We start from the raw sequence: 22,022 nt of genomic DNA on the forward strand, positions 1-22,022 counted from the left end.
TGGGAGGCGGTGCGGATTGTATGCGGTTGGAAAAGGGGCTAGGGGCTAGGGGCTGGGGACTAGGGAGCAGCCGAACGCCCCCCATGTCACCAACCCCTAGCCCCTAGCCCCTAGCCCCTCAATCAAACACCGGCGTCTCCACCCCCAGCACCTTGTGCAGCTTGGGCGACGTGGTCGTGTACTGCAGGTGGATCTTGCCCTTCTCGGGGAAGATGATCGGCGCGGCGCCGAAGGCGGCCAGCGCGCATTCGTGGAAGCCCGAGAGGATCAGCTTCTTCTTGCCGGGGTAGGTGTTGATGTCGCCCACCGCGAAGATGCCCGGGATGCTGGTGGAGAACTTCTCGGTGTCCACCTTGAGCTGCTTGCGCTCGATGTCCAGGCCCCACTCGGCGATCGGGCCCAGCTTGGGCGACAGGCCGAAGAAAACCAGCAGCATGTCCAGGGGCACCACGCGGGTGACGCCGTCGGAGCCGGTGACCTTGGCGCCGGAGAGGCGTCCGTCCTTTTCGTCGTAGCCGGTGATCTGGCCGACGATGAACTGCATCTCGTACTGCTCGCACAGCTCGCGCATGCGGGCCACCGACGCGGGCGCGGCCTTGAAGCCGTCGCGGCGGTGGATCAGGATGACGCTCTCGGCCTTGTTCGGGCCCTCGGCCACGAAATTCAGTGTCCAGTCGAGGGCCGAGTCGCCGCCGCCCACGACCACCAGGTTCTTGCCGGCGAAGTCGGCCGGGTTGCGCACCCGGTAGAACAGTTGCGAGCCGTCGAACTTGTCCAGGCCGTCCAGCTTCAGCGTGCGCGGCTCGAAGGCGCCCACGCCCGCCGCGATGAAGATGGTCTTGGTCAGGAACTGCGTGCCCTTGGACGTCTGCACGAAGAAGCGGCCGTCGTCCTGCCGCTCGACCACCGTGACCGTCTGGCCCAGGTGGAAGGTGGCACCGAACGGCTCGATCTGCTTGAGCAGCGCGTCGGTCAGTTCCTTGCCGGTGCACACCGGGATGGCCGGGATGTCGTAGATCGGCTTGTCGGGGTACAGCTCGATCGGCTGGCCGCCGGGATAGGCGAGCGAGTCGATCACGTGCGCCTTGATCTCCAGCAGGCCGAGTTCGAACACCTGGAAGAGGCCGACGGGCCCGGCCCCGACGATCACGGCGTCGGTCTCGATGGGGCCGTCATGCTCGGCGGCGGTCTTGATCACTTCTTGGCTGAGTCTCGGTTCCATGCGAATGCTAGCTTTTCTTGTTCAGCGGACCAGTTCGGACAACTTGCCCGGCTTGTCCTTCCATTCCTCGGCATCCTCCAGCGCGGGCTTGCGCTTGGTGATGCTCTTCCAGCCGGCGGCCTGCGACAGCTCGACGTTCAGCTTGATGAACGACATCTGGTCGGCCGGCACGTCCTCTTCGGCATAGATGGCGTTGACCGGGCACTCCGGGATGCACACGGCGCAATCGATGCACTCATCCGGATCGATCACCAGCATGTTCGGCCCCTCGCGGAAGCAGTCCACGGGGCAGACGTCCACGCAATCGGTGTACTTGCAGCGGATACATTGTTCGGTGACGACGTGGGTCATGTTGTCTTCGCGTGTGCGCTGGGGAAAACCCCGAATTTTACGGCTGCTGCCGCAGCCCCCCGGGCACCATGGAGATGCCCCGGTCGAGCCGCGATCGAAAGCGGTGGGACCGGCTCAGCGCACCAGCAGCGCCCCCGCGGTCCTGTGCGTGGCGGTGTCCACCAGCACCAGCGAGCCGGGCACGCGGGCCCGCTCGAAGGGCCGGGCCGCCAGCGGCTCCTGCAGCGCGATCTCCACGTGGCCGATCGCGTTGGGCTCCAGTTGCGTCGCGTCCTGTTCCGCCAGGGTCTGGATGTCCAGCCGATGCACCACGCGGCGCACCTTGGCCTTGACCCAGCGGTGCCCGTGCAGGGCCCAGTAGGTGCGCCCCGGCAGCAGCGGCTCGTCGTCCAGCCAGGCCACGGTGCCCGAGATCTCGCGCACGGCCTCCGGCGCATCGGCGGCCAGCAGCCAGTCGCCCCGGGAGACGTCGACCTCGCGGTCGAGCACGATGCCGGCGCTGTGGCCGGCCGGGATGTCCCGCGGGCGGCGCACGGCATCGAGCACCTGCGACACGGTCGCGGTCTGGCCCGAAGGCATGACGCGCACGGCCTGCCCCGGGCTCACCTGGCCGGTGGCCACGCGGCCCCAGAAGACGCGGCGGCCCTGGCTGGTGTCGGACGAGCCGGAGAATTTTTCCACCCACTGCACCGGGAAGGAGAGCGGCTCGGACGTCTCGGCCTGCGTGACCGGCAGCGTCTCCAGCAGCTGCAGCAGCGAGGGGCCCTGGTAGCCGCACCAGCCGGGCGCCGCCTCGACCACGTTGTGGCCCTTGAGCGCCGACACGGGGACGACCGCGCGCGGCTCGATGCCCGCGGTGGCGGCGAAGCGCCCCAGCGCGGCCGAGATGTGGCGGAAGGCCAGCGTGGGGTCTTCCACCGCGTCCAGCTTGTTGACCGCGAACACGATCGAGGGCACGCGCAGCAGGTGCGCCAGCAGCGAGTGGCGCTGGGTCTGCGGCAGCAGGGGCAGGTCGGGGTCCTGCCAGGCCAGCTTGGTGGCGTCGACCAGCACCACGGCGGCGTCGGCGCTGGAGGCGGCCGTCACCATGTTGCGGGTGTACTGCTCGTGGCCCGGCGCGTCGCCGATGATGAACTTGCGCGAGGGCGTGGCGAAGTAGCGGTAGGCCACGTCGATGGTGATGCCCTGCTCGCGCTCGGCCGTCAGGCCGTCGGTCAGCAGCGCCAGGTCGGTCTCGCCCGAGCGCTGCACGCCGGCCAGCTGGTCCTGCAGCACGGCCTTGCTGTCCACCAGCAGGCGGCCGATCAGCGTGCTCTTGCCGTCGTCGACGGAGCCGCAGGTGATGAAGCGCAGGGCGGCGGCGTGATCGCCGTCCGGGCGCTGGATGGCCGCCAGCGCGGGGAGGGCGGTTACGGAGGCATCCATCAGAAATACCCTTCCTTCTTGCGCTTCTCCATCGAAGCATCGGAGGTCTTGTCGTCCATTCGGGTGGCGCCGCGCTCGCTCACGTCGGCCGCGATGGTCTCGGCGACCACCTCGCTCGCGTTGGCGGCCGGGCTGGCCACCGGGCAGGTGCAGGTGATGTCGCCCACGGTGCGAAAGCGCACGGTGCGCGTGACCACCTCTTCGCCCTCGCGCGGCGGGGTGAGTTCGGTCACCGGCACCAGGAGGCCCTTGCGCTCGATCACCGGGCGCTGGTGCGCGTAGTAGATCGAGGGCAGGGCGATGTCCTCGCGCTCGATGTACTGCCACACGTCCACTTCGGTCCAGTTGGAGATCGGGAACACGCGGAAGTGCTCGCCCGGCTGCAGGCGGGTGTTGAACAGCGTCCAGAGTTCCGGCCGCTGCGCCTTGGGCTGCCACTGGCCGAAGCCGTCGCGGTGCGAGAAGACGCGCTCCTTGGCGCGCGCCTTCTCCTCGTCGCGGCGGGCGCCGCCGATCAGCGCATCGAAGCGGAACTCCTCGATCGCCTCCAGCAGCGTCACCGACTGGTGCACGTTGCGCGACTCGCCCGGGTGGGCCAGGCGCACGGTGCCGCGCTTCATCGAGTCCTCGACGCTGCGCACCACCAGGTCGGCCTTCAGCTCCGCGGCGCGGTGGTCGCGGAACGCGGTCACCTCGGGGAAGTTGTGGCCGGTGTCGATCATCAGGAGCGGGTAGGGGATGCGGCCGGCGCCGAACGCCTTCTCGGCGCACTTGAGCAGCACCAGCGAGTCCTTGCCGCCGGAAAACAGCAGGGTGGGGCGTTCGAAGGCGGCGGCCACCTCGCGCAGCACGAAGATCGCCTCTTCCTCGAGGGCGTCCAGGTGGCTGTTGGACAGCTGCGTGAGCAGTTGCGGTTCGACGCGGGCGTTCATGCGGCCATTCCTTCGGTTGTCTTCACGTGCAGGCCGCATTCCTTGGCGGCCTCGTCTTGCCTCCGGCCGGCCTCGTCCGAGGCCTTAACTTCGCCTTCGGCGAAGTTAGCCTGCGCCGAAACAGCGAGTGGCGCGCTGTCGCCCGCCTGCGGCTTGACATGCAAGCCGCACTCCTTCGTCGACTCGCTGTTTTCCCACCACCAGCGCCCGGCGCGGAAGTCCTCGCCCAGGCTGATGGCCCGCGTGCAGGGCGCGCAGCCGATGCTGGGATAGAACTCGTCGTGCAGCGGGTGGTAGTCCACCTTGTTTTGCGCGATGTAGTGCCAGACGTCGCCCCAGGTCCAGTTGGCCAGCGGGTTGAACTTGGTTCGCGGCTCGCTGGTGTCCTCCAGCGGCACCTCGGCGCGGGCGGCGGACTGTTCGCGGCGCAGGCCGGTGATCCAGGCGCGCTGGCCTTCCAGCGCGCGCTGCAGCGGCTCGACCTTGCGGATCTGGCAGCAGGCCTTGCGCAGCTCGATGCTGCGGTACATGGCCTCGGGGCCTTCGCGGCCGACGAACCGGACCACCGACTCCTGCACCGGCTGGTAGACCTTCACCGGGGCGCGGGAGCCGGCCTTCAGGCGCTCCAGCAGCTCCAGCGTCTGCGGATGCAGCATGCCGGTCTCCAGCACGAACACGGGGATGTCCAGCTCCAGCGAGTTGATGATGTGCGTGATCACCACGTCCTCCGCGCCCAGGCTGGACGCCTGGGTCAGCGGGGAGAACGAGGCCGCGGCGCGTACCAGCAGCGCCTGCGTCTCGTCCAGCTTGGCGGCGTAGTCCGGGGAGGGCCGCGCGTGCAGTTCGATCGCGCCCATCACGCGGCGGTCCTGAAATGCGGCTGCCGCTGCTGCGCATCCCCCTGGTAGAAGGCCGCGAAGCGGTCGAACTGCCGCTGGGCATGGGCCACGTCCTGGTCGGCGCGCAGCACGGCGCTGGAAAAGCCGGTGCGCTGCATCTGCACCAGCTGGTCGATCAGCACGTCGCCCACGGCCCGGATCTCGCCCTGGAAGCCGCGGCGGCGCAGCAGGAAGGCCTGGCTGAAGGCGCGGCCGTCGCTGAACTTGGGGAAGTTCAGCTCGACCACGCGCACACCTTCCAGCGCCACCTCGGCGGCATCGGCGTCATTGGCCACGCGCAGCACGTCCGGCTCGGTGCCCGGCTCGGAAAAGTCCTGGGCGGACAGGATGGTCAGAGTGCGATTCATGCCGCCTCCCGTTCGGTGAAGCGGGCCGCGTTGGCGGCGGCCTTGAAGGGCTCCAGCCCCACGCGGCGCAGCGTGGCGATGAAGGTCTCGGCCTTGCCGTCGACCGACACGCGCTGGCGGCGGTAGGCCTCCAGGACGGCTTCCACCACTTCGGGCACCTCGGCCGCCGAGAACGACGGGCCGACCACCTTGCCCGGCGTGGCCGGGCCCGACAGGTGGGAGCCGTCGGCGCCGCCGAGCGTGACCTGGTACCACTCCTTGCCGTCCTTGTCGACGCCCAGGATGCCGATGTGGCCCGAATGGTGGTGGCCGCAGCTGTTGATGCAGCCGGAGATGTGCAGGTCGATCTCGCCGATGTCGTACAGCTCGTCCAGGTCCTGGTAGCGCTGCGTGATCGCCTCGGCGATCGGCAGCGACCGCGCGTTGGCCAGCGAGCAGAAGTCGCCGCCGGGGCAGGCGATCATGTCGGTGAGCAGGCCGATGTTGGGCTTGGCCAGGCCCAGCTTGCGGGCGGCGGCCCACAGCTCGGGCAGGTCGTCCTGGTGGACCCACGGCAGCAGCAGGTTCTGCTCGTGCGTCACGCGCGCCTCGCCGGCGGAGTAGCGGTCGGCCAGTTCGGCGGCGGCATCCAGCTGCGCCGCGTCGGCGTCGCCGGGGGCCTGGCCGAGGCGCTTGAACGACAGCGTCACGGCGCGCAGTTGCGGGTCGCGGTGCTCGTGCACGTTGCGCTGCAGCCAGCGGTCGTACAGCGGATCGGCTTCGGCATCGGCGCGCAGGATCTCGTGCACGCGCGCGTCCTTGCGCGAGGGCTGGACCCGGGGGGCGACGAAGGAGACGGCCACGCGGTCGAACTCGGCCTGCGTGATGGTGTGCGGCGCGCCGTCGACCTCGACGATGCGCCTGTATTCGGCCTCGACCTGGTCGATGTAGCGCTGGCCTTCGGCCTTCACCAGGATCTTGATGCGGGCCTTCCAGGCGTTGTCGCGGCGGCCGTACTGGTTGTAGACGCGGATCGCCGCCTCCACGTAGTTGAGCAGCTGGTCCCAGGGCAGGAACTCGCGCACCACCGAGCCGATGATGGGCGTGCGGCCCATGCCGCCACCCACCTGCACCCGAAAGCCCAGCTCGCCCGCCTCGTTGCGCAGCAGCTGCAGTCCGATGTCGTACCAGCCGGTCGCGGCCCGGTCCTCGAGCGCGCCGTTCAGGGCGATCTTGAACTTGCGCGGCAGGAACGCGAATTCCGGGTGCAGCGTGCTCCACTGGCGCAGGATCTCGGCGAAGGGGCGCGGGTCGGCGATCTCGTCCGGCGCGATGCCGGCCAGCTCGTCGGCCGTGATGTTGCGGATGGCGTTGCCGCTGGTCTGGATGCCGTGCATGTTGACGCTGGCCAGCAGCTCCATCACGTCGGCGCTCTTGTCCAGCGGGATCCAGTTGAACTGGACGTTGGTGCGGGTGGTGAAGTGGCCGTAGCCGGTCTTGAAGCGGGTCACCACGGGTGTGCCGCCCGGCACCGGCACCTCGCCCAGGGCCAGCTGCTTTTCCTGCGCCTCGCGCAGCAGCTCGGGGGTGGGCTGGTCGTAGTCGCGGGCGATGGTCGCCAGCGCGCGCAGCTGGGCGCTGGAGATCTCGCCGTAGGGCACGGCCACGCGCAGCATGGGGGCGTAGCGCTGGACATACCAGCCGTTCTGCAAGCGCAGGGGCCGGAACTCGTCGGCGCCAAGCTGGCCGGCCAGGTGGCGCTCGAGCTGGTCGCGGTACTGGGCGGCCCGCGCGCGCACGAACGCCTTGTCGAACTCGGTGTACTGGTACATGGGCCGCGAATCTACGGGCGGTCCTTATGAAGCCAAACTATTTTTTAGTTCGTGCTTTATGCGGATAAGCATATGCGCCAGTGCTGGCGCGGCTTTCCGGGCCATCGGTGCGCGAGGCCGGATAACGCGGGAAAAGCCGGTGTCCAGCTCGACCGTGGACCGCCATAATCGAGCCACGGATGAGCAGGGAGCAGATGCAGCGGGTCTTCGTCAAGGTGGTCGGGTTCGGCGATGTCGAGCGGCATGCGCTCAACACGCTGTTCCGGCTTTCGCAAGGGCGCGGCACCAGCTACGCCCTGTGGCAGCCCGAGTTCGGCGTTTCCCCCCAGCTGGCCCTGATCGACAGCGAGTCCATGGAGGCGCTGGTCGAGTTCGAGGCGCCCAGCAATGAAGGCCTGAAGATGATCTGGGTCGGCGACCGGGCACCGGCCCGCGCCTGGCGCAGCTTCACGCGGCCGATCGACTGGCCGGCCGTGATCGCAGCCATGGACCAGCTCGCCCTGGCGCCGCCCGTCGCCGCGTTCAATCTCGACTTCGACTTCGGCACCTCCGAGCCGACCGTGCCGGCCGGCGTGAGGCGCGCGCTCATCGCCAGCGCCGACCGCGCCGAGCGGCTCTACATCCGGGCACGCATGGCCCTGGTCGACCTGACGCAGGCCGACGAGGCCGAGACCGCGGCCGATGCGCTCGAGCTGGCCCGGAATTGCCGCTACGACGTCGCCGTGGTCGACCACGCGCTGCCCGGCAAGGGCGGCGCCCAGCTGGTGCGGCAACTGGTCCAGGCCGACCCGCGCATCCCCTGCGTGATCGTCACCAAGGAGCGGCTGTCGGCGACCGAGAAGGCGCGGGCGCTGCTGGGCCGCCAGCCCATCGTGCTGGAAAAGCCGGTCGATCCGCTCAAGCTCACGGCGCTGCTGCGGCAGGCATAGCGGAGCGCTGCGCGTCCAGCGCGGCCGCCAGCCGCGCGGGCAGCGGCAGCGGCTCGCCCTGCAGCCGCGCCGCCAGCAGCTCGGCCGCCAGCCGGGCGAACGTCAGTCCCCTCGACCCCATCGCCGTGCTCACCCACAGGCCCGGCGCAAGTTCGCCGACCAGCGGACGGCGATCGGACGAGGCGCAGCGCACCCCGACCCAGGCGCGAGCGGTCCCGGCCTGGAACTCCGGCGCCAGGCGGGCCGCTGCTTCAGGATCGAGCACCCGCAGACGTTCTAGGTTGGCCCGCTGGTCTTCTGCGCGCGGTGCGGGTGACGTCTCGCCGCGGCCGTAGGTCGAACCGGTGAGCCAGGCCCGTCCTTCGGGCAGCGGCACGTCGGGGAGGAAATGGCCGTGCCCGTTGCGCGGCGGTGCGGCCGGAGGGGGCGGGTCGCCGTGCAGGTTCCAGCTCACCTGGCCGCGGACCGGGTGCAGGGTGAGCCGGCGGTCGAGCAGCGCGGCCGATCCGAGCGCGGCGGCCACGACCACCACCTCGGCGGAAGCGATCGGCTGGTCGTCTTCATCCAGCGCGACCCATTCACCTGCGCGATTCGCGAGCGACCTCACGGTCAAGCCGCCCCGCCAAGCCACGCCCGGCTCGGCCAGCCACGCCCGAACCAGCTTTCCGGGCCGCACCCAGGCGGCCGCCGCGTGCCACAGCGAGCCCTCGTCGGCCGGTTGCTGCCACTCTTCCTCGCCCGGCCCGAGCGGGGCGGGAAGGCGCGCTCCGGCTTCGCGCCGCTCGAGCACACCGCTGCGCTGCCAGTCCTGGCCGGCGACGAGCCGGTCGCCGGCCTCCTGCAACGTCATGCGGACGCCCGCCCGCGAGAGCCGCGAGAGCTGGTTGTCGTCCGGCGAGGTGTGCGGCGCGAGCAGCCCGGCCGGCAGGCCCGAGGCGCCCGCCGCCGGCTCGTTTGCCGCATCGAGCACCTCGACCCGCCACCCGCGTCGCGCCAGGCTCGCGGCCGCCGCCGCACCGGCGAGGCCGCCGCCCACCACCAGGGCGCTGCCCGCCGCATCGCGCCGGGCCGGCGCCGTGCGCCGCAACGTCCACGCCGGATCGAAGAGGGCGCGCAGGCGCTCGCGCTTGGGCGGCAGGCCGGGCACTTTCTCGACCTGGAAGCCGCATTGCGCGAGGTCGCGCCGCACCTGGCCCAGGACGGTCCAGGTCGCCAGCTGCGTGCCGCGCCGGCAGCAGCGCGCCACCGCCTTGAGCGTGTCCAGCTCCCACATCGCCGGATTGCCACGAGGCTCGAAGCCGTCCAGGAACACCGAGTCGGCCGCGAAGGACTGCTCGTCCAGCATCTTGCGCACGTCGCCCACGCACAGCGTGAGCAGCACCTGCCCGCCTTCGAACTGGAGCCGGTGCCATCCGGGCACCAGGCCCCACCACTGCGCGGCCAGTTCACGCGCAAGCTCCTGCACCTCGGGCGTCGAAGCCGCGCCGCGCACGATGTCCTGCGCCGAGACCGGCCAGGCCTCGACCGACACGAAGTGCAGGAGGCGCGGACGCCGCGGATCGTCCTTCCAGGCGCGCCAGGCGGCCAGGAAGTTCAGGCCCAGGCCGAAGCCCGTCTCGAGGATGCGCCAGCCCTCGCGGCCGGCCCAGGCGGCGGGAAGGTCGCAGCCTTCCAGGAAGACGTGGCGGGCCTGCTCGAGGGGGGCGCCGGCCGAGGGGTAGAGGTCGGCGAAGCGGGGGCTGCGCGGCGTGCCGTCAGGCGACCAGTCGACCGGCTCGGCCACGGGGGCGCGTCAGGCGCTGGGCGGCACGTACCCTTGCGCCACGTCGGCGCCGCCGCCGAAGAAGTGCGCCTCCATCTGGCGCTTGAGGTACTCGCGCGCTCGCTGGTCGGCGAGGTTCAGGCGGTTCTCGTTCACCAGCATGGTCTGCTGCTTGAGCCACGCGGCCCAGGCCTCCTTGCTCACGCTCTCGTAGATGCGCTTGCCGAGTTCGCCGGGATACGGGGGGAAGTCCAGGCCTTCGGCCTCCCGGCCGAGCTTGATGCAGTTGACGGTACGCGCCACGACTTGCTTTCGATGTATGAGCTTATTCGGATAAGCAACTGAGAACTTGTTCGTTCCCCTTTTGCCCGCGGCCTCGAAGAATGCGCCCCATCCATTGAACGGAAACAGGAGCGACTTCCATGAGCCTTCGCCGCGACTTTATCAAGATTCCCCTGGCGGCCGCCCTGGGCGCGGCGCTGCCCGCGTTCGCCCAGCAGCCGGCCGCGGTGACGCTGCTGAACGTGTCGTACGACCCGACACGCGAGTTCTACGTGGACTTCAACCAGTCCTTCCAGAAGTTCTGGAAGGCCAAGGCCGGCCAGGATGTGACCATCAAGCAGTCGCACGGCGGCTCGGGCAAGCAGGCCCGCTCCATCATCGACGGCCTCGACGCCGACGTGGCCACGCTGGCCCTGGCCGGCGACACCGACGCGCTGGTCAAGAACGGCGCCTGGATCAAGGAGGGCTGGCAGAAGCGCCTGCCGCACAACTCCTCGCCCTACACCTCGACCATCGTGCTGGTGGTGCGCGCGGGCAACCCCAAGGGCATCAAGGACTGGGACGACCTGGCCAAGCCCGGCGTCAGCGTGATCACGCCGAACCCCAAGACCTCGGGCGGGGCGCGCTGGAACTACCTGGCCGCCTGGGAATACGCCAAGCGCAAGTACGGCGGCGACGCCCAGGCCCGCGACTTCGTCGGACGCGTGTTCGCCAACGTCCCGGTGCTGGACACGGGCGCGCGCGGCTCCACCATCACGTTCGCGCAGCGCAACCAGGGCGACGTGCTGATCGCCTGGGAGAACGAGGCCTGGCTGCTGGAAAAGGAGTTCGGCACCAGGTTCGACGTGGTGGCGCCTTCGCTGTCCATCCTGGCGGAGCCCGCGGTGGCGGTGGTCGACCGCAACGTGGACAAGAAGGGCACGCGCGCTGTGGCCGAGGCCTATCTGCAGTACCTGTACTCCGAGGAAGGCCAGGACATCGCCGGCAAGCACTTCTACCGGCCGGCGGTGTCGCAGAAGGCGCAGGCCAAGTACGCCAAGCAGTTTCCCAGGCTGAACCTGTTCACCATCGACCAGGCCTTCGGCGGCTGGGACAAGGCCGCGAAGGAGCACTTCGCGGACGGAGCTTCGTTCGACCAGATCTACACGCGCAAGTGACGTTTCCGGGGGGTCAACGCGTCGCCGCCCAGAGCATGGCCAGCCCCGACACCACCAGCAGCCCGTCGATCAGGAGGCGGAAGGTGTCCGGCGCGAGCCGCAGCACGACGTGGCGGCCGGCAAAAGCGCCGGCCATCAGGGACGAACCTGCCACCAGGCCCTCGATCACGACCTTCACCGGCAGCGCGCTCGAAGCCGCGAAGGTGGCGATCTTGGCGCCGTACACCGCCAGCGACGCGAGCGCTTCTGTGCCCAGCAGGCCGCCGCGTTCCAGGCCGTAGGCGGTGAACAGCGGCAGCTGCAGCGGCCCGGTGGAGACCACGATGCTGGTCAGGAACCCCAGGGGCGCGGCCAGAAGTGCCAGTTGCGGCAGCGACAGGCGCCCGCCCCGGCGCAGCAGCCGCCGCCGCGCCGGCACCATGGCCAGGAAGAACAGGCCGAGCGCCGTCTCGGCCCAGCCCTCGGGGATGGCCAGCAGGGTGCGCACGCCCAGCGCCGCGCAGGGCAGGGCGGCCACGCAGAAGGCGGCCGCGGCGCGCCAGTCCACTTCGCGGCGCCACGCCAGCACCCGTCCCAGGTTGCCCATGAAGGAGGCGATGGCCATCACCGGCACCGCTTCCACCGGCCCCCAGGCCAGCACCAGCACCGGCATGAGCACGATCGACGAGCCGGTGCCCACGATGCCGCCGAGCGTGCCGCCCAGCAGGCCGAAGGCCAGCACCAGCAGGTAGTCCATCAGCGGCGCGGGGCCGGGAAGCTCGACATGGACGCACTCTAGCAAGCCATAGCCGCGCTGCCGGTGGGTGCGCTGGTTCTCCGGTATCTTCGCGGGTCCCAGAGCTTTCCGGATCCCGCACCATGACCAGCTTCGACCTCCCCGACCTCGTGCAGGGCCTGCGCGCCGCCCGGGGCGAGTGGCGCGATTCGCAGGGCCGGGCGCGCGACGTGGGCGGGCGCGAGCTGCCTTCGCCGCAGGCGCTCGAGCGCATCGTCGACCAGCTCAAGGGCGCCCTGTTCCCCATGCGGCTGGGCCCGCCCGACCTGCGCAACGAGACCGAGGACTTCTACGTCGGCCACACCCTGGACGCCGCGCTGCGGGCGCTGCACGCCCAGGTATTGCTGGAGGTCCGTCACGCGTCGCGGCAGTCGGAAATCTCGACCGACGCCGTGCAGGACCGGGCGTCGGGCCTGGTGCGCGAGTTCGCGCAGTCGCTGCCGGACATCCGCCGGCTGCTCGACACCGACGTGCTGGCCGCCTGGCAGGGCGACCCGGCCGCGCGCAGCGTGGACGAGGTGCTGCTGTGCTATCCCGGCGTGCTGGCCATGATCCACCACCGCCTGGCGCACCGGCTGTACCGGCTGGGGCTGCCGCTGCTGGCGCGCATCGTGGCCGAGATCGCCCACAGCCGCACCGGCATCGACATCCACCCGGGCGCCACCATAGGCCGCGGCTTCTTCATCGACCACGGCACCGGCGTCGTGATCGGCGAGACCGCGGTGATCGGCGAGCGCGTGCGGCTCTACCAGAACGTCACGCTGGGCGCCAAGCGCTTCCCCATCGCCGAGGACGGGCACCTGGCCAAGGGCCTGCCGCGCCACCCCATCGTCGAGGACGACGCGGTGATCTACGCCGGCGCGACGGTGCTGGGCCGCGTCACCATCGGCAAGGGCGCCGTGATCGGCGGCAACGTCTGGGTCACGCACGACGTGCCGGCCGGCGGCAGCGTGGCGCAGGCGCGAAACGACGAGGGCTGTGGGGTGAGCTGAGGGCTCGCGGTCAGGCCGACGGACGCAATTCCGCGCGGCGACCGATCTGGCCGTAGATCTCCGCGTGCATCCTGTCCGCCTGCTCGCGCAGTGCGCGGGCCTGCTGCTGCAGCTTCTTGCGGACGTCACCACCTTCCAGGGCGGCCTGGCGTTCGGCGTCGCGCGCGGCGCCGTGGGCGGCGCCCCAGCGCTGGAGTTGCTGGACCTGGTCCATGTGTTCGTTCCCTGAGTCTTCTACGTGCAGAGGCGAGTGTCCGCGCCGGGGCCGCAGCTTGGCTATCGGCGCAGCGCACGGGTGTGCGTCAGCGGTGGCTTACGTGAAGTCCCGGGGTGCTTCGCTCAGGCACTGCGTGCGCGCATCCGCTTCAAGGCCGAGGCGGCTTGCCCCACCAGCGCCGGGCCCTTGTAGATCAGGCCCGTGTAGATCTGCACCACGTCGGCGCCGGCCCGCACCTTGGAGACCGCGTCTTCCGCGCTGAGGACACCGCCCACCCCGATGATCGGAAAACCCGTGCCTAGCGCGGCGCGCAGTTGCGAGATCACGCGGTTGCTCGCCGCCAGCACCGGCGCGCCGCTCAGCCCGCCGGTCTCTTGCGCGTGCGGCAGGCCCTGCACGGCTTCGCGCGAGATGGTGGTGTTGGTGGCGATCACGCCGTCCATGCCGTGGCGGCGCAGCGTGGCCGCGATCACGTCGACCTGCGCTTCGTCCAGGTCGGGGGCGATCTTCACGAAGACGGGCACGCGCCGGCCGTGGGTACGGGCCAGCGTCTCGCGGCGCTCGGCCACGGCGCCCAGCAGCGCGTCCAGCGCCTCGTCGGACTGCAGAGCGCGCAGGTTCTTGGTGTTGGGGCTGGAGATGTTGACCGTCACGTAGTCGGCGTGCGGGTACACGCCTTCCAGGCCGGTGAGGTAGTCGCGCGTGGCCTCCTCGATCGGCGTGGCGGCGTTCTTGCCGATGTTCAGGCCCAGGATGCGGCCGCGCTGGCGGAAGGACGAACGCTTCACGTTGGCCAGGAAGGCGTCGAGGCCGTCGTTGTTGAAGCCCAGCCGGTTGATCAGCGCGTTGGCCTGCGGCAGGCGGAACATGCGCGGCTTGGGATTGCCCGGCTGCGGCTTCGGGGTGACGGTGCCGACCTCGACGAAGCCGAAGCCCATCGCGCCCAGGCCGTCGATGCATCGCGCGTTCTTGTCCAGCCCGGCCGCCAGGCCCACGCGGTTGGGAAATTTCAGCCCGGCCAGTTCCACGGGATCGTCCACCGCCGCCGAACACCACGCCCAGGCCAGCGGCGTGCCCTGCAGCCGGGCCAGCGATTCCATCGTGAGGTCGTGCGCGGCCTCGGGGTCCAGGCCGAAGAGGAAGGGGCGCGCAAGCGAGTAGGGCAGCAGGGGCATGGATAATCCGTCGCGATTTCTTTCGATCAACCGAGGATTGTCGCGTGACCCAGGATGAACTGAAGGCCCTCGTGGGCCAGGCCGCCTTGCAGTACGTGGTGCAGGGCGAGATCGTGGGCGTGGGGACCGGCTCCACGGTGAACAAGTTCATCGAGGCGCTGGCCGGCATCAAGGACCGCATCCGCGGCGCCGTCTCCAGCTCGGTGGCGTCCACCGAGCGGCTGCGCGCCATCGGCGTGCCGGTGTTCGATGCCAACGAGGTCGGCGAGCTGGCCGTCTACATCGACGGCGCCGACGAGATCGACGGCGGCGGCCACATGATCAAGGGCGGCGGCGCGGCGCTCACGCGCGAGAAAATCGTTGCGGCGCAGTCCCGTTCCTTCGTCTGCATCGCCGACGAATCCAAGCTGGTGAACGCGCTGGGGAATTTTCCGGTGCCGGTGGAAGTGGTGCCGATGGCGGCCGGGCGGGTCACCCGCCAGTTCGCCGCGATGGGCGGCCGCGCCACGCTGCGCATGAAGGACGGCGCACCCCTGGTGACGGACAACGGCCAGCACATCCTGGACGTCTCGGGCCTTTCGATCACGCAGCCGGTCGCCTTCGAGAGCGAGGTGAACCAGTGGCCGGGGGTGGTGACGGTGGGCGTGTTCGCCCACCAGAAGGCTTCGGTCTGCCTGCTCGGCACGGCGAGCGGCGTGCGGACGCTGAAGTTCTAGCTCAGAACCTGATGCCCGCAGGGTTGCTGCCGGTGGGGCCCTGCGGCGCCGGGGTCGACGGCGCGGTGGCGGCGGGCGCCGACTCGGGCGCGGCCGCGGTTTCGGCGGGGCGCACCGGCTGCGCGGTCACCAGCGGCGTGGCGGCCGGCGGGCGGTAGCCGACCGGCAGCAGCGAGTTGCGCGGGTAGCCGGCGGCGTCCAGGAACTGCGACCACTCCGTTTCCGAGTAGCCCTTGAGCTGCTGCGCGCCGACGGTGAGCAGCGGCAGCGCGCCGCTTCCGCCGCTCAGGCGGTTGAGCGCCTCGATGTCTTCGGCGCTGGTCACGGTCTTCTCGACGAAGGGGATGCCGCGCTGCGACAGGAAGCTGCGGCCGGAGCTGCAGGGGGCGCAGCTGGGGCCGGCGTAGAGCGTGACCGGGTAGCGGCTGGCGACCTGGCGCAGCTCGAAGGGCAGGGCGCCGCCGGGGGCGGCCGCGCCTGCCCGGCCCGGTGGGGTCCCAGCGGCTGCGGGGGCGGCCTTCACGGCCGGATCGACCGGGGGCTTGTCGGAGAAGGTGACCTTGCCGTCGGGACCGACGATGCGAAAGACCTGCTGCGCACCGGCGGCGCCGGCGATGGCGGCCACGGCGAGAACGGCCATTCGGGCCGCATGAAAGGCTCTCGAAGACGACATGACACCCCTCCTCATTTCGCTTTTTACGGACTACGGTCAGGCCATGCCCTGGTGCCGCAGCAGAGCGTCCAGTGTGGGCTCGCGCCCGCGGAACGCCTTGAACGACTCCATCGCCGCCCGGCTGCCGCCCGACTCCAGGATGGCCTGCCGGTATTTTCGCCCGGTTTCCACGCTGGGGGAACCATCCGCGCCGGCCGTTTCCTCAAATGCCGCATAGGCGTCGGCGGAAAGCACCTCCGCCCACTTGTAGCTGTAATAGCCCGCCGCGTAGCCGCCGGAGAAGACGTGGCTGAAGGTGTGGGCCGTGCGGCTGAATTCCGGCGGCTGCAGCACCGCCACCTCTTCGCGCACCTTGCGCAGCAGCGGCATGAAGTCCTGGGCCGGGTCGTGCTGGGTGTGCAGCAGCATGTCGAACAGGGCGAACTCGATCTGCCGCAGCGTGGCCAGCCCGCTCTGGAAATTGCGCGCCGCCATCATCTTGTCGAACAGCTCGCGCGGCAGCGGCTCGCCCGTCTCCACGTGGGCCGTCATGTGGCGCAGCACCGCCCATTCCCAGCAGAAGTTCTCCATGAACTGGCTGGGGAGTTCGACCGCGTCCCATTCCACGCCGCTGATGCCCGAGACGTCGCGCTCGTTCACGCGGGTGAGCATGTGGTGCAGGCCGTGGCCGGACTCGTGGAACAGGGTGATCACGTCGTCGTGGGTGAGCAGCGCCGGCTTGCCGTCCACGCCTTCGGCGAAGTTGCACACCAGGTGCGCCACCGGCGTCTGCAGGCGACCGTCGTCGGGGCGCAGCCAGCGGGCGCGCACGTCGTCCATCCAGGCGCCGCCCCGCTTTCCGGTGCGGGCCGACGGGTCCAGGTAGAACTGGCCCACGCGCTCGGTGTTGACGTGGTCGGTCGCGTCCTTGTGCTCGCGCTCGATCCGGTAGAACTCCACGCACGGGTTCCACACCGGGGCGTAGTCGCGGCGGATCACCACCTCGAACAGCGTCTCGACGATCTTGAAGAGGCCCGCCAGCACCTTGGGTGCCGGGAAGTACTGCTTGACCTCCTGCTCGCTGAACGAGTAGCGCTCTTCCTTGAGCTTCTCGCCGATGTAGCTCCAGTCCCAGGGCTGCGGATCGTGGATGCCGAGCTTGTCGGCGGCGAAGGCGCGCATGTCGGCCACGTCCTGTTCGGCGAAGGGGCGGGCCTTGGCCGCCAGCTCGCGCAGGAAGCCGATCACCTGCTCGGGCGACTCCGCCATCTTGGGCACGACCGAGACCTCGCCGAAGTTGCGGTAGCCGAGCAGCTGCGCTTCTTCCTTGCGCAGCGCCAGGATCTCGCGGATGCCCTCGCTGTTGTCGAACTTGCGGAACTCCGGCGGCGCCTGGTCGCTGGCCCGCGTGACGTAGGCGCGGTACATGCGCTGGCGCAGCCCGCGGTGGTGGGCGAACTGCATGACGGGCAGGTAGCTCGGCATCTTCAGCGTGAGCTTGTGGCCGTCCTTCTCCTCGGCCTGCGCGGCGGCGCGGGCGCCGTGGATCACGTCCTCCGGCACCCCGTCCAGCTCCTCCAGCGAGGCGTAGTACGAGAAGGCGTCGGTCGCGTCCAGGGCGTTCTCGCTGAATTTCTGCGACAGCTCGGCCTGGCGTTCCTGGATGGCGGCGTAGCGCTCCTTGGCCGCACCCTGCAGCTCGGCGCCGCCGAGGACGAAGTTGCGGATCGCGTTCTTCAGCGCCTGCCGCTGCTCCCCGTTGAGGGCGGCCGGATCGATCGCCTTGTACTTGGCGTAGAGCCGCTCGTCCGATCCCAGCCGCGTCCAGAAGTCGGTGACGCGCGGCAGCGCCTCGTTGTACGCGGCTCGCAGCTCGGGCGTGTCGGCGACGTTGTTGAGATGGCCCACCGCACCCCAGGCGCGGCTCAGGCGTTCGGTGGTGCAGTCCAGCCGGGCGGACAAGGCCTTCCAGTCGGCGGGGAAATCGGGGGCGACCACGGCCTCGAGCGCGGCCTGGCTCTCGGCCAGCAGGGCGTCGACGGCGGGGGCGACGTGCTGCGGCTGGATCTGGTCGAAAAGCGGCAGATCGTGGAAATCGAGCAGGGGATTGGTGGGCATGGCACCCATTTTGCGGCAGGCCCGCCGTCTTCAACCGACGGCCGGGATTGCCGATCCTGATCGCCGCGATCAACCGGCGGCGCGTTCGGCCGCTTCCAGCGTGTTCACCAGCAGCATGGCGCGGGTCATCGGCCCGACGCCGCCGGGCACGGGCGTGACCCAGCCGGCCACCTGCCGCACGCCCTCGAAGTCCACGTCGCCGCAGAGCTTGCCCTCGTCGTTGCGGTTCATGCCGACGTCGATGACCACCGCGCCGGGTTTGACCATGTCGGCCGTCAGCACGTTGCGCTTGCCGACGGCGGCCACGACCACGTCGGCCTGCAGGGTGTGGGCCTTCAGGTCCCGGGTCGCGCTGTGGCAGACCGTGACAGTGGCGTTCTTCTGCAACAGCATCAGCGCCATCGGCTTGCCGACGATGTTGCTGCGCCCGATCACCACCGCGTGCTTGCCGCGCAGGTCGTAGCCGATGTCCTCCAGCATCTTCATGCAGCCATAGGGCGTGCAGGGCCAGAAGCCGGGCTGGCCGGTGACCAGCGCGCCGGCGCTGGCGACGTGGAAGCCGTCGACGTCCTTGGCCGGCGAGATGGTCTCGATGACCTTGCTGGCGTCCATGTGCCTGGGCAAGGGCAGCTGCACCAGGATGCCGTGGACCTTCGGGTCGGCGTTGAGGGCCTGGATGCGGTCCAGCAGCGCGGCTTCGGTCAGGTCGGCCGGGTAGGTCTCGAGCGTGGCTTGGAGGCCGGTCTCGGTGCTGTCGTTGACCTTGTGGCGGGTGTAGACCTGGCTGGCCGGGTCGGTGCCCACGAGGATGATGGCCAGGGCCGGCTGGACGCCGCGGGCCTTCAGGGCCTGGGTGCGGCCGGCGACTTCGGCGCGGATGCGCTTGGCCAGCGCGTTGCCGTCGATGAGTTGTGCGGTCATGGGAGGGTTGCGCGAGGGCCGCGCGCGCCAGGTCCGCGGCGCGCGGGCGGGCGGGCCGTCAGGCCTTGGCCGGGTGGTTCTGGCCGAGGGCGATCTTCAGGAGGTCGGCCACCGTGTTGGCGTTGAGCTTTTCCATGATGTTGGCGCGGTGCGCCTCCACCGTCTTGATGCTGATGCCCAGGTCGTCGGCGATCTGCTTGTTCAGGCGGCCGGCGACGATGCGCTCGAGCACCTGCGCCTCGCGGCTCGTGAGCTTGGACAGCAGGGCGTCGCGGCTGGCGGCGCTCTGGTACTCGGCGAAGGCGCCCTTGGCGTGTTCGAGCATGCGCTCGACCAGGCCGACCAGCTCCTCCTCCTTGAAAGGCTTCTGGATGAAGTCCATCGCGCCCTTCTTCATCGTGTTCACCGCCATCGGCACGTCGCCGTGGCCGGTGATGAAGACGATGGGCAGTGGCGACTTGCGCTCGAGCAGCCGGTCCTGCAGTTCCAGGCCCGTCATGCCGGCCATGCGGATGTCGACGATCAGGCAGGCGACTTCGCGGGGGTCGTAGCGGGAAAGAAAAGATTCGGCCGACTCGAAGCAGCGGACGCGGTAGTCCTTGCCCTCGAGCAGCCATTGCAGCGAGTCGCGAACGGCCTCGTCGTCATCGACCACATACACGGTGCCCTTCTTCGGGATCAGGCTCATGCGACTACTCCGGCGTCCTTGCTTGCTGCGGAACTGATAGCGCCGGAAACAGGAATCCAGAAGGAGAAACGACAGCCGGCGACCTCGGCGCCATTGTAGATGTTCTCCGCCTGCATCCTGCCCTGGTGCGATTCGACGATGCTTCGGCACAGGTTCAGGCCGATGCCCATGCCTTCGACCTTGGTGGAGAAGAAGGCCTCGTACAGGCGCTCCATCACCTCGGGCGCGAGGCCCGCGCCGGAGTCCTGCACCGAGAACTCCACCACCGGCTGGCCGTCCACCTGGCGCGGCACGGCGCGCAGTTCCACGCTGCGGTGGGCGGTGGGACGGCGCGCATGCTCTATCGATTCGGCCGCGTTCTTCAGGAGGTTGACCAGCACCTGCTCGATCAGGATCGGGTCGACCATCAGCTTGGGCAGGCGCGCGGCGACGTAGTGGGACAACCGCACGTTGCGGCGGCGCAGCTCGATCTCGGCCAGTTCCACCGCCTCGGCCACCATGGTCGCCACGTCCGACAGCGCGCGATTGGGCTCGCTGCGGCGCACGAAGCTGCGGATTCGCTGGATGATCTGGCCGGCGCGCTGCGCCTGGCGCGCGGTCTTGTCCAGGGCCAGCAGCAGGTCGTCCTGGTTGATCTGGTTGGAGCGGATGCGCGAGACCAGCCCGTTGCAGTAGTTGTTGATGGCGGTGAGCGGCTGGTTCAGCTCGTGCGCCACGCTGGAGGCCATCTCGCCCATGGTGATCAGGCGGCTGGCGGCCTGCGCGCGCTCGGCCTGCGCCGCTGCCTGTTCCTCGGCGTGGCGCCGCGGCGTGATGTCGGTGGCGATCACCATCTGCGCCAGGCGGCCGTCCACCCAGTTCAGGTAGCGCGAACGCACCTCCAGCCACTTGCCCAGTTCGGGCACGAAGATCTCGGCGTTCTCCGATTGCGCGGACGTCAGCTGGCCGGTGGGCAGGCCGACGAAGGAGTCGACCTCGTCCAGCTGTTCGTCGCTGCGCGGGTGGTCGGGCACGCCGGCCTGGGCCACCATCTGCAGGTGGCCGCCGGTGTGCAGGCCGAACCAGAGCCGGTACAGCTTGTTGGCGAACAGCAGCTCCTCGCTGCCCAGGGGCGCGACCGACACCGAGGCGTCCAGCGCCTCCAGCACGGTGGTGAAGCGCTCGTACGAGGCCGAGAGCTGCTCGCGGATGCGGTTCGGCTCGGTGATGTCGGTCATCGACGTCATCCAGCCAGTCTGGTGGCCCTTGGGGTCCACCAGCGGCGAGACGTACATGCGGGCATCGAACAGCGTGCCGTCCTTGCGCTTGACCCGCACCTGGAAGCCGCCCGGGGTGGTGCGGCCATTGAGTTCGTCCTCCAGCCGCGCCATCAGCTGGTCGCGGTCGGCCTCGGGCCAGTAGGGGAAGGGCGCGGTGCGGCCCACCAGCTCGCCCTCGCTCCAGCCGGTCATCTGGCAGAAGGCGGGATTGACGTAGGTGATGCGGCCCTGCATGTCCAGCGCGCGCATGCCGGTGAGCATGGAGTTCTCCATCGCCCGGCGGAAGTTGGTCTCGGCAATCAGGGCCTGCTGCGCCTGCATGCGCCGGCGCGTGTGGCGCCAGTTGCCGATCAGCATCCAGGCGGTCATCGCGCTGAGCGTGCCCACCAGCCAGAACAGGCCGCTGCCCACCACGCCCAGCGAGGTGCGGTAGGCCTGGGCCCTGAGCACCAGCCCGTTGCCCACCGGCGAAACCGGCACCTCGAATTCATTGGCCTGCGGCGCGCCCCAGGACAGCAGGCGGCTGGCCGTGCCGCGGGTGGGCAGGGTCTGGCCGGCCAGCAGGCGGCCCTTGGCATCCAGCAGCGACACGGCGTAGCGGGCCGAGACCTCGGCCGGCACGCCGTAGCGCATCAGGCTGTCGACCGAGTACTCCGCCAGGATCACGCCGCCGAAGCGCGCCTGCTCGGCCAGCGGCACGTGCAGCTGCAGCAGCGGTGCACTGTCGCCCACCAGCGGCGGCTGCGAATACACCGGCTGCTGCAGGTCGCGCACCAGGGAGTAAGTGGCTTCGGTCTCCCCCGGACGCAGCACCTCGCCGGCGCGGCGCTGCTGCTGCCCCGGGACGCTGGGCCCGGCATAGGCGGCCTTGATGCGGCGCCGCTCGTCGATCCAGGCCAGGGCCTGCAGCTCCGGGTACTGGATCACCATGGTTTCGGCACGGCCGACGAACTCCTCCGGATCGATGTCCTTGTTGGAGATGTCGCGGGCGATGCGCATCAGCTGCTCCTGGCGCTCCAGCAGCCTCAGGCGCAGGCGCTGCTGGGCGTACTCGACGTCGCGGCGGACGGCTTCCTGCTCGCGGTCCATCTCTTCCAGGCGCAGGTACCCGAAGGCCGAAATGATGGCCGCCAGGAAGAGCAGCACCGCGGCCAGGGGCGCGAGCATGGCGAAACGGTCCTGCCGTCCCGGGGTCTGGCGCCGCCACCAGCGGCGCAGCCAGGGGACCGGCGCGACGGCCTCGTGCAGCTCGGGAACGGTGCTGTCTTGCATCAGCATCAGAGTGTAGGTGAGCGTAGGAAGTGCTTATGTTTCATGATATGCAATGAACGAGCGCCATTTGAAATTAGCAACATACTGTGCGAAACTCGCCGCGTTTTCACGTCAGCCGTT

Annotated in this window: 21 protein-coding genes; 4 read left to right on the forward strand and 17 right to left on the reverse strand. The window is 69.9% G+C overall.

Features of this window, described 5'->3' with window-relative positions:
* Nucleotides 1-118: 118 nt before the first annotated feature.
* The 7 genes from ASG30_RS11125 to ASG30_RS11155 form a co-directional block, all read right to left on the reverse strand.
* Nucleotides 119-1,222 carry an NAD(P)/FAD-dependent oxidoreductase gene (locus ASG30_RS11125; protein WP_055895995.1) on the reverse strand — a complete coding sequence of 368 codons (1,104 nt, stop codon included), beginning with the start codon at nt 1,220-1,222 and terminating at the stop codon, nt 119-121.
* Nucleotides 1,223-1,243: 21 nt separating this feature from the next.
* A complete protein-coding gene (fdxA, locus tag ASG30_RS11130; RefSeq protein WP_055895998.1) occupies nt 1,244-1,573 on the reverse strand; it encodes a ferredoxin FdxA in 330 nt (109 codons plus the stop codon).
* A 114-nt stretch (nt 1,574-1,687) separates the two neighbouring features.
* Entirely contained in the window at nt 1,688-2,998 is a 1,311-nt protein-coding gene (locus ASG30_RS11135) for a sulfate adenylyltransferase subunit 1 (RefSeq protein ID WP_055896001.1), read from the reverse strand.
* Nucleotides 2,998-3,930: a sulfate adenylyltransferase subunit CysD gene (gene cysD / locus ASG30_RS11140; protein WP_055896003.1), complete on the reverse strand. Its 933-nt coding sequence runs from the start codon at nt 3,928-3,930 to the stop codon at nt 2,998-3,000. Before cysD ends, ASG30_RS11135 begins: the two co-directional genes overlap by 1 nt.
* On the reverse strand, nt 3,927-4,787 hold the full coding sequence (locus ASG30_RS11145; RefSeq protein WP_082522043.1) for a phosphoadenylyl-sulfate reductase: 861 nt from the start codon (nt 4,785-4,787) through the stop codon (nt 3,927-3,929). The genes cysD and ASG30_RS11145 overlap by 4 nt, the downstream gene beginning before the upstream one ends.
* Entirely contained in the window at nt 4,787-5,176 is a 390-nt protein-coding gene (locus tag ASG30_RS11150; protein WP_055896006.1) for a DUF934 domain-containing protein, read from the reverse strand. Before ASG30_RS11150 ends, ASG30_RS11145 begins: the two co-directional genes overlap by 1 nt.
* A complete protein-coding gene (locus ASG30_RS11155; RefSeq protein ID WP_055896009.1) occupies nt 5,173-6,987 on the reverse strand; it encodes a nitrite/sulfite reductase in 1,815 nt (604 codons plus the stop codon). Before ASG30_RS11155 ends, ASG30_RS11150 begins: the two co-directional genes overlap by 4 nt.
* Before the next feature lie 179 nt (nt 6,988-7,166).
* Between ASG30_RS11155 and ASG30_RS11160 the strand changes: the two genes are divergently transcribed.
* Nucleotides 7,167-7,916, forward strand: coding sequence for a response regulator (locus tag ASG30_RS11160; protein WP_055896012.1), 750 nt, complete (start codon nt 7,167-7,169; stop codon nt 7,914-7,916).
* Here ASG30_RS11160 and mnmD read toward each other — a convergent pair.
* Entirely contained in the window at nt 7,891-9,699 is a 1,809-nt protein-coding gene (gene mnmD, locus ASG30_RS11165) for a tRNA (5-methylaminomethyl-2-thiouridine)(34)-methyltransferase MnmD (RefSeq protein WP_055896014.1), read from the reverse strand. The genes ASG30_RS11160 and mnmD overlap by 26 nt on opposite strands.
* A 9-nt stretch (nt 9,700-9,708) precedes the next feature.
* On the reverse strand, nt 9,709-9,981 hold the full coding sequence (locus tag ASG30_RS11170) for an oxidative damage protection protein (protein ID WP_055896017.1): 273 nt from the start codon (nt 9,979-9,981) through the stop codon (nt 9,709-9,711).
* A 119-nt stretch (nt 9,982-10,100) separates the two neighbouring features.
* Between ASG30_RS11170 and ASG30_RS11175 the strand changes: the two genes are divergently transcribed.
* Complete coding sequence (locus tag ASG30_RS11175) at nt 10,101-11,117, forward strand: sulfate ABC transporter substrate-binding protein (RefSeq protein WP_055896020.1); 1,017 nt, start codon at nt 10,101-10,103, stop codon at nt 11,115-11,117.
* Between the two features lie 13 nt (nt 11,118-11,130).
* On the opposite strand, the gene ASG30_RS11180 is transcribed toward ASG30_RS11175, so the two are convergent.
* Entirely contained in the window at nt 11,131-11,853 is a 723-nt protein-coding gene (locus tag ASG30_RS11180) for a sulfite exporter TauE/SafE family protein (RefSeq protein WP_055896022.1), read from the reverse strand.
* A 122-nt stretch (nt 11,854-11,975) separates the two neighbouring features.
* Between ASG30_RS11180 and epsC the strand changes: the two genes are divergently transcribed.
* A complete protein-coding gene (epsC, locus tag ASG30_RS11185; protein WP_055896027.1) occupies nt 11,976-12,884 on the forward strand; it encodes a serine O-acetyltransferase EpsC in 909 nt (302 codons plus the stop codon).
* A 10-nt stretch (nt 12,885-12,894) separates the two neighbouring features.
* Here epsC and ASG30_RS11190 read toward each other — a convergent pair whose 3' ends face one another.
* Together ASG30_RS11190 and ASG30_RS11195 are read right to left on the reverse strand one after the other, a co-directional pair.
* Nucleotides 12,895-13,098: a hypothetical protein gene (locus ASG30_RS11190; RefSeq protein WP_055896031.1), complete on the reverse strand. Its 204-nt coding sequence runs from the start codon at nt 13,096-13,098 to the stop codon at nt 12,895-12,897.
* Nucleotides 13,099-13,223: 125 nt separating this feature from the next.
* Nucleotides 13,224-14,276, reverse strand: coding sequence for a quinone-dependent dihydroorotate dehydrogenase (locus tag ASG30_RS11195; protein WP_055896035.1), 1,053 nt, complete (start codon nt 14,274-14,276; stop codon nt 13,224-13,226).
* A gap of 44 nt (nt 14,277-14,320) precedes the next feature.
* Between ASG30_RS11195 and rpiA the strand changes: the two genes are divergently transcribed.
* Nucleotides 14,321-14,992, forward strand: coding sequence for a ribose-5-phosphate isomerase RpiA (gene rpiA / locus ASG30_RS11200; RefSeq protein ID WP_055896037.1), 672 nt, complete (start codon nt 14,321-14,323; stop codon nt 14,990-14,992).
* 1 nt (nt 14,993) lies between these two features.
* Here the strand turns inward: rpiA and ASG30_RS11205 are convergent, their stop codons facing one another.
* The 5 genes from ASG30_RS11205 to ASG30_RS11225 all read right to left on the reverse strand — a co-directional run bounded on the left by ASG30_RS11205 (nt 14,994) and on the right by ASG30_RS11225 (nt 21,908).
* Entirely contained in the window at nt 14,994-15,632 is a 639-nt protein-coding gene (locus ASG30_RS11205; protein WP_235579783.1) for a glutaredoxin family protein, read from the reverse strand.
* Between the two features lie 69 nt (nt 15,633-15,701).
* Nucleotides 15,702-17,762, reverse strand: a complete 2,061-nt coding sequence (locus tag ASG30_RS11210) for a M3 family metallopeptidase (RefSeq protein ID WP_156385501.1) — start codon at nt 17,760-17,762, stop codon at nt 15,702-15,704.
* 69 nt (nt 17,763-17,831) lie between these two features.
* Complete coding sequence (gene folD, locus ASG30_RS11215) at nt 17,832-18,683, reverse strand: bifunctional methylenetetrahydrofolate dehydrogenase/methenyltetrahydrofolate cyclohydrolase FolD (RefSeq protein WP_055896045.1); 852 nt, start codon at nt 18,681-18,683, stop codon at nt 17,832-17,834.
* Between the two features lie 58 nt (nt 18,684-18,741).
* Nucleotides 18,742-19,371, reverse strand: coding sequence for a response regulator transcription factor (locus ASG30_RS11220; protein ID WP_055896048.1), 630 nt, complete (start codon nt 19,369-19,371; stop codon nt 18,742-18,744).
* Entirely contained in the window at nt 19,368-21,908 is a 2,541-nt protein-coding gene (locus ASG30_RS11225; RefSeq protein WP_082522044.1) for a PAS domain-containing sensor histidine kinase, read from the reverse strand. Before ASG30_RS11225 ends, ASG30_RS11220 begins: the two co-directional genes overlap by 4 nt.
* Nucleotides 21,909-22,022: the final 114 nt, after the last annotated feature.

It is taken from the genome of Ramlibacter sp. Leaf400, from assembly GCF_001424545.1.
Taxonomy (GTDB): domain Bacteria; phylum Pseudomonadota; class Gammaproteobacteria; order Burkholderiales; family Burkholderiaceae_C; genus Ramlibacter.